This is a genomic window from Devosia sp. SL43, from assembly GCF_021729885.1.
Classification (GTDB): domain Bacteria; phylum Pseudomonadota; class Alphaproteobacteria; order Rhizobiales; family Devosiaceae; genus Devosia.
Genome location: NZ_CP063402.1, coordinates 38,056 through 44,650 on the forward strand (window position 1 = coordinate 38,056; position 6,595 = coordinate 44,650).

Sequence of the window (6,595 nt, forward strand, 5' to 3'; positions counted from 1 at the left end):
GGGGTCAACTATGATTATCACCTTCGCCTGTGACAAATGTGGGAACACCCTCGCGATAGACGAAACCAATCCGCCCAAGGACGATGACGCGGTCACCTGTGGCGGATGCGGGCAGCACTTCGGCTTCTACGGGTTGTTCAAGGAGCGGCTCAAAGACGAGGCTGAGGCCAAGGCCAGAGATTGGTTCAACGACCTTACCAAGGGCCTGCCGAGGGCATAGCCCCGGATCGGCGTAGAGTTCTACAACCAGTTTAGCCTGACCCATCGTCAACTCCAGCCCCGCCCCGTGCGGGGTTTTTTCTTTGCCATCAGCACGACGCTGACAGGTGGAGTGTAGCAGCCTCGATTCCTTGGCGCACCCTCTAATATTAGTGGTACTAATTTTCCTGTTGCACTCAAACTTTAGTGGTGCTAATACTCCATCCATCAGATCAGCGAGGCGATTGCCTCTATGGAGATGGATTTCGATGAGCACAGCCGTCCAGACAACCAACCCTACCGAGACCTTTCGATCCATCGCCGCCGACCGGCTCCGGTCGGTTGCAGACATGTCGCTGCACAATTTGGTCGATGAGTTCGTCAGGCTCACATCCGCGATCGAGGCTGGCGAACTGCCGAAGGCAGACGGCGAGTATGGCGCCCCAAAATATTCCGACGCTGCCAAGGTCGCCATCGAAGAACGCAAGCTGGTGAATGGTGCCACGCGTGCCCGCTTCGGCTTTGGCTTCGATCTCTACGACGCAGACTTCTGATCCTCACCTGAGCGCATCCGAGTGGTGCGTTCTAGCGAAGATCAGGAGATGGACGATGGAAGACCAGACGATCACGCTCAACCAGAACGCGACCCAGTGTATCCGCACCGTCTCTGAGTGGGGCGCTGACCACATCCACAACATTTGCAGTGGCACCACGACGACGCTGCCGTGGGGGCTCGGGGGCTGGGCAGTGGTGGGCGGCATCGGCCTCGCAGGCATCATCGGCGTGGTGATGATCGCCATGATGCTGGCCATGGTCGTCGACATTTTCCGCTGGTGATCGTCATGATCGATCACCACGAACAGCACTGCCGCCAGATCCTCATAGATGAGCTTGAGGCGGTATATCCAAGCCTATCGGTATGGGCTTCAGCAGAGTTTGACGCTGGGGTTTCTGCTTCGAAGCTGAGGTCGGTGCTGTTCGTTGTGAGCCCTGAAGCGGCACGGCTTGCCGAGCGCTCTGCTGATTTAGCCAACGCTGTCACCTTCGACGACAGCGGCACTTTGGGCAAAGGCGGCAATGGCGGGCTGCTGTCTCGCGAGACCATCCACAAGGCCGGTCTCGTTCAACTCACCCTCAACGATATCAAGAAATTGAAAGGCTGAATCCATGGCCAGAGGAACACGCAACGTCGGGCTGCTGGAGCAGCTTGGATATCGGAAGGGCCGAAAGGTCAGGCCAATGCCTCCGACCGAAGAACAGAAGGCTGCATTGCGCGCCTTGCAGGCTGACTACTTCCGCAAAATGGCGCCGACATGGGGTGTTGCTCCCGATGAAGTCGATGCGTGGATCGAGGAGCAGGTAGCATGATCGGCGTCACCGATAGCTCTGGCCTCGCCAAGGTCGATGATTGGCGCGCTCGTGTTGCGGTCGAGGGTAACACCGACCTGAACCACGACAACCTTGAGCCGGCGCCAGTCGATTACTACGCCCGCGACACTGCTGATCTTGATCGGTCCCGCGTCCATCTGGCGAACTGCATCATGAATTGCGGCACTCGCATTTACGCCGGTGACGATCATGTCGTCGTGCCGCCGAACGATGAATTCTACTGTTTCGACTGCGCTAGGACGGAGGCAGCATAGCCATGGCTTTCACGATCGTGTTCCCCGGCTGGCCGACGAAGATCGAGGGCAACATCTTCGATGTCGAGACCCCCTTTGGCAAAGTCGAGACTATCGCCGTTGGCGACACCTGCACTCAGGCCGACCTATTCCGCGAGGCCCTTGAGGAAATCGCCGATGGCGTGATGTCCGGCGCTGCCCTGCAAGCCGTCGCTCAGAAGGCACTCGACGCCGCTGACGCCGCGATGATGGCTGAACTGAATACGAGGAGGGCGGCATCTTGAACCCCACCCTTTCCACCACCCTCTGCATTACCTGGGCGGCTGTAGCTTTGGCTGCTGCTTACTGGTGTCGCTGGGATGAACCCATATGGATGGGGCTGTTCTGATGGGCCTCCGCTTCATCCGCATCGAACGCTTTGACCACTTCGACGCCAGGATCATTTGCGAAAGCAGGTTCCTCTGGTTCAAGCCCCGCCGCGTCGTATTCGTCGGCAACTGCACCGTCTGGCACAGCTACCCGGACGGGAAGCGCGTGCCTACCGGGATAGAACTGTGGTTCTGCGACATCTGGAAAAGCTGGAAATGGCGACAGGCAGAAGGCGGTGCCTCGTGAGCCAGGTCACCCACCAGATCGGTCGTCCCATCGGCCCTTTCCCCATCATCGAGGATTTCCGAACAGACCCTAGAACAGCATGGGCTCCTAAGCCTGTGAAGGTGGAGAAGGCAGCATGACTCGCGTTCTCGTCTGTGGCGGCCGCGACTACAACGACGCCGCTCGCGTGTTTGCTGTTCTCGACAAGATGCACGACCATGCAGGTATCGACGCCATCATCGAGGGTGGCGCCCGTGGCGCTGACGCTTGCGGCAAGGAATGGGCTTACCGCCGCCAGGTGGAGGTCGAAACCTTCGAAGCCGATTGGGAGAACCAGGGCAGCTTTGCTGGCCCTGCTCGAAACAAGCGCATGCTGGACGAGGGCAAGCCAGACCTGGTCATTGCGTTCCCCGGCGGCCGCGGTACGGCCGACATGGTCCGGAAGGCCCGCAAGGCTGGCGTGGAAGTCGTGGAAATCGCCCATGGCTAGATCCCGTAAAGCTCAATCATGGGTCGCCAAGCATCACGACCAGGCCATCCCGGAATCGGTGAAGCGCCATATCCTCGAGCGGCAGATGAATGCTGCCGGCGAAGTCATCTGCACCGATTGCGGCAATGTCATCAGGCCCGGTCAGGTGAAGGCGTTCGATCACGAAACTCCCCTGGCAGATGGCGGCGAGCATTCCGAAGCGAACCTTCGGGCCATCCACGAAAAGCCATGTCACGCCATCAAGACCGCCGCCGAGGCAAAGGCGCGGACAAAGGCCCGCAGCCAGTTTGCCGCGGTGCATGGGATCAAGACCAGCAAGTCCGAATTGCGCAGCGCCGGCTTCGCGCCAGCCGCGCCCCAGCATCGCGCCACCGCACCCCGCACACCCAAATTCGAGGGCGACATCATGGCCCGGAGGATAACCCCATGACCGAACAATCCCCATCCGGTTCTAAGATAGAAGGGCTGGTATCTCCGTTGGTTTGGGAGCGCGTTCACGAATACAAATGGGCAAGCCGCCAACCAGCCGCCGATTACACCATAGTCGAAGAGAGTCAGGGGTTTGCCCTATATCGCGGCGCTGACCACGTTTCGCAGCAGCCGCTTCTTGGGCCAGCTAAATCCGCCGCCCAATCCGACTACGCTCGGCATGTTCTCTCCGCTGTCCCTGCCCTTATCGACCGCATAGAGGCGTTGGAACGCGCGTTGAGGCCGTTTGGCACGTACCTTGAGACGATGCCGTTTGATCTGGACGGCAAGGGCAACCCGTTGCCGGATAATACCGGTCCCGGATGGACCTATTTGACCGCAGGCGACTTCCGCCTCGCCCGCACAACTCTTTACGGAGAGACGAAATGAGCAGTGAGACACGAGTGTCGGATGAATTGAGCGGCGGAAAGAAAACACCAGGTGAAGTCGTATTCGAGCTTGAGCGCGAGGCTGCTGCCCTATCGATTGAAGGCGAGCGTCGTGGCGCTGACGATGCAGAGATGTTCGATGCCACTGCGATGCTGCTCGTAAAGGCGTCCGTAATGATCAAGAGCCTCGAACGCCGCACCCTCGAAACCCCACCCCTTGCTGCACAGGATGGGGCGCTTACCGCAGTTCAGAAGCTCGCCGTCTCGATGACAGATGAGAAAATCGCGAACGCGTTGGACGAAGAGTGCGAAACGATCCTTCAGCTCATAATCCACGACCAGCCACATCAGGTTGCCGAGCATGTCGGGGCGCTGAAATCATGGTCGGGGATGCTGCGCGGTCGCGCTAGTCGGATGCCTGCCACCCCACCCTCCCAAGCCATTGATGCCGGGTATGGGGAGGCTGTGGCTTGGGAGGGTTACTGGCCCGGAGCGGGCTCGATCAACAGCCAGACAAGCCTGACGCGGTTCCGTTCGACCATGGAAAAGTGGGAGAAGGATGGAGCAGAGATTACACCCCTCTACTACACCCACCCCGCAGCGGGGAGAGTGAGCGTCAGCGATGATCGAGGAAATCAACCTCAAACGCCCGCTGCGCAAGGCTCTGCGCCCGTCGAAGGCTTAAATGCAAATCAACTACTTGATATAGTCCGGAGCATAGAGAACAACCCTCCCGATTTATGGGGTGGGGTTGTCGGTGATCCAGGGCGAGCCCACTACGATACCGGCTGGTTCGCCGCCTGTCACGCCATACGTGCATCCCTGTCTAGCCTTGGAGGTGGGGAATGAGCAGTTCCAGCGAAAGCCACGGCACCCACGATCTTAACACTCCCGCTCCGTCCACAGCAGTGGCAGAGGGGATCGTGGAGCGTTTGCGGGAGCTGATAGGCGAGTATTTCGACCTGGGTTATGCGGAAGGCGCGACAGGCCGCGATGCCGACACCGTGGGCGGCGATGCGCAGAGGGTCTGGTCGGAAATCGCCTCAACCATAGCAGCTATATCCGAAGAAAACCGCCTGTCCATGCAGACCATTGCAGACGAGCGGGAACGTGCGGAGAAGGCCGAGGCTGCACTAGCCACTGCGCAAGAGGCTTTGGAGCGAGCTTACGACTTCCTCGGAGGCGTGGACGGTGCGGTAGAACTTCGCGCCCTGATAGCAGCATCCCTCGCATCGGGGCCAAAGCCATGAGCGACCGCACAGACCGTGAGTTCCTGCCCCTGATCATCCTGACGGTCGTGGTTGTGTCGGGAGCGGTATTTGTCCTTGCATCTCTATTAGCGCAAGGGGTGATCCTGGCTAAGGATATGGGGTGGTGGCCATGGGGCTGATGGCTCCTCACAAGCGCATGCTGACCAAGGACGAGGCCGCAAGCTATTGCGGCTTCCCCACCACGTCACGCTTCGAATCCGCTGCCTTCCCGCACGTCATCCCTGTGAATTACGGGAATTGCGTGCGTTACGATCGCGTCCGACTTGACGAATGGCTCGACACCCTCAGCCAATCCCAGCCCTCTAATGCAATGGGAATAGTCGAGGCCCTCAAGCATGCTGGTTCGCATCGTGGGCGTTAAGACCTATACCGACCGCCACGGCAAGCGCAGGCGCTATTACCGGCGCAAGGGATGCCCCACAGTAACCATGGACCCGACGCTTGATGGCAATGCCCTCGCCGCCGAGGTCGCCCGCCTGGACGCGCTCTATAAGCCATATGCGGCCCGCGCCGGCACGCTGATCCTGCTCATCCAAGCCTACAAAGCGAAGTCGGCTCACTGGGCGGGTCTGCGCGAGCGGACCCAGGCCGACTATGACCGCGTGTTCGACTATCTCCGCCCGGTCTATGATCAGCGCTTGGTCGACTTCACCGCCCCCGTCATTGCCAGCATGCGCGACACGGCGCGCGAGCAGCGCGGCTTCAAGTTCGCGAACCAGATGTTGGTGACGCTCAAGATGCTATTCGCCTTCGGCGTCGAGTATGGGCACATGACCATCAACCCGGCCGCCGATATCTCGACCGTCGCTCGGCCCACGGATTTACCGGAAGCGAATCGGCCATGGTCGCCAGAGGAAGCGATCGAGCTGATGCGGGCGCCGATCTACCTCGCCGCGCCCATTGCCATGTCGGCATACCTCGGGCTGCGCGAGGGTGACGTTCTGAAGATGGCAAAGACCGCCATAGATGATCAGCAGCGGCTATTGAGCCTCACCACCAGCAAGACACGTCGATCGCTCGAATTGCCCGTCTGCGATGATCTGCGGGCGATCCTGATAGCGTTCCAGAAGTGGCGTGCCGCCTTCTGGGATGAGCAGCAGCGCAAGAAGCCGAAGCTGGTGATGCAGGACCGGGCCACGACCATGTTCGTCAACTCTCGCGGCCAGCCATGGACCTCAGACGGATTCCGAACGTCGTGGGGGAAGTGGCGGGACAGTCTGGTGGAAGGGAAGAAGGTTGCGCCGGGCTGCACATTCCATGGCGGCCGTCACACGGTGGCGACCATATTGGCGGAATGCGGCTTTGAGGCGCTGCAGGTCAAGCACCTGCTGGGTCATGGCAGCGAGACCATGACGGAGCATTATCAGCGGCGCGCGAAGCGGCGCGGCATGCTCAAGGATATGACCGATGCGGTGCAAATGGCCTATCGGGTCGGCGGGGGAAATGTCGTCGTGCTGGGACGGGCAGGGAACGGAAGTGACTACCCCTCGGATAACCGGGGCTAACCGTTCACTTCTGTTCTGGGAAGGCGACCGGAGAAACCTCAACAGTCGCAATTACTTG

Annotated in this window: 15 protein-coding genes; all 15 read left to right on the plus strand. The window is 60.0% G+C overall.

Annotated features, from left to right (window positions below):
- Positions 1-10 precede the first annotated feature (10 nt).
- The 15 genes from IM737_RS20835 (at position 11) to IM737_RS20900 (ending at position 6,537) form a co-directional block, all read left to right on the plus strand.
- Complete coding sequence (locus IM737_RS20835; protein WP_236900016.1) at positions 11-220, plus strand: hypothetical protein; 210 nt, start codon at positions 11-13, stop codon at positions 218-220.
- Positions 221-467: 247 nt separating this feature from the next.
- Entirely contained in the window at positions 468-752 is a 285-nt protein-coding gene (locus tag IM737_RS20840) for a hypothetical protein (RefSeq protein WP_236900017.1), read from the plus strand.
- A 55-nt stretch (positions 753-807) separates the two neighbouring features.
- The gene (locus IM737_RS20845; protein ID WP_236900018.1) at positions 808-1,035 is read left to right on the plus strand and encodes a hypothetical protein; all 228 of its coding nucleotides are present in this window, start codon (positions 808-810) and stop codon (positions 1,033-1,035) included.
- 5 nt (positions 1,036-1,040) lie between these two features.
- Positions 1,041-1,361 (plus strand): hypothetical protein, encoded by a 321-nt coding sequence (locus tag IM737_RS20850; RefSeq protein ID WP_236900019.1) that lies wholly within the window; start codon positions 1,041-1,043, stop codon positions 1,359-1,361.
- Positions 1,362-1,437: 76 nt separating this feature from the next.
- Positions 1,438-1,566 carry a hypothetical protein gene (locus IM737_RS20990; RefSeq protein ID WP_272906561.1) on the plus strand — a complete coding sequence of 43 codons (129 nt, stop codon included), beginning with the start codon at positions 1,438-1,440 and terminating at the stop codon, positions 1,564-1,566.
- A complete protein-coding gene (locus IM737_RS20855) occupies positions 1,563-1,841 on the plus strand; it encodes a hypothetical protein (RefSeq protein WP_236900020.1) in 279 nt (92 codons plus the stop codon). The genes IM737_RS20990 and IM737_RS20855 overlap by 4 nt, the downstream gene beginning before the upstream one ends.
- Positions 1,842-1,843: 2 nt before the next feature.
- Complete coding sequence (locus IM737_RS20860; protein WP_236900021.1) at positions 1,844-2,104, plus strand: hypothetical protein; 261 nt, start codon at positions 1,844-1,846, stop codon at positions 2,102-2,104.
- Between the two features lie 85 nt (positions 2,105-2,189).
- On the plus strand, positions 2,190-2,435 hold the full coding sequence (locus IM737_RS20865) for a hypothetical protein (RefSeq protein ID WP_236900022.1): 246 nt from the start codon (positions 2,190-2,192) through the stop codon (positions 2,433-2,435).
- A 115-nt stretch (positions 2,436-2,550) separates the two neighbouring features.
- Positions 2,551-2,904, plus strand: coding sequence for a DUF2493 domain-containing protein (locus tag IM737_RS20870; protein WP_236900023.1), 354 nt, complete (start codon positions 2,551-2,553; stop codon positions 2,902-2,904).
- Positions 2,897-3,334, plus strand: coding sequence for an HNH endonuclease (locus IM737_RS20875; RefSeq protein WP_236900024.1), 438 nt, complete (start codon positions 2,897-2,899; stop codon positions 3,332-3,334). The genes IM737_RS20870 and IM737_RS20875 overlap by 8 nt, the downstream gene beginning before the upstream one ends.
- Positions 3,331-3,762 (plus strand): hypothetical protein, encoded by a 432-nt coding sequence (locus IM737_RS20880; protein WP_236900025.1) that lies wholly within the window; start codon positions 3,331-3,333, stop codon positions 3,760-3,762. The genes IM737_RS20875 and IM737_RS20880 overlap by 4 nt, the downstream gene beginning before the upstream one ends.
- Positions 3,759-4,610: a hypothetical protein gene (locus IM737_RS20885; protein ID WP_236900026.1), complete on the plus strand. Its 852-nt coding sequence runs from the start codon at positions 3,759-3,761 to the stop codon at positions 4,608-4,610. The genes IM737_RS20880 and IM737_RS20885 overlap by 4 nt, the downstream gene beginning before the upstream one ends.
- Entirely contained in the window at positions 4,607-5,011 is a 405-nt protein-coding gene (locus IM737_RS20890; protein ID WP_236900027.1) for a hypothetical protein, read from the plus strand. Before IM737_RS20885 ends, IM737_RS20890 begins: the two co-directional genes overlap by 4 nt.
- A 139-nt stretch (positions 5,012-5,150) precedes the next feature.
- Complete coding sequence (locus IM737_RS20895; protein ID WP_236900028.1) at positions 5,151-5,393, plus strand: hypothetical protein; 243 nt, start codon at positions 5,151-5,153, stop codon at positions 5,391-5,393.
- Positions 5,368-6,537, plus strand: a complete 1,170-nt coding sequence (locus tag IM737_RS20900; RefSeq protein WP_236900029.1) for a tyrosine-type recombinase/integrase — start codon at positions 5,368-5,370, stop codon at positions 6,535-6,537. The genes IM737_RS20895 and IM737_RS20900 overlap by 26 nt, the downstream gene beginning before the upstream one ends.
- Positions 6,538-6,595: the final 58 nt, after the last annotated feature.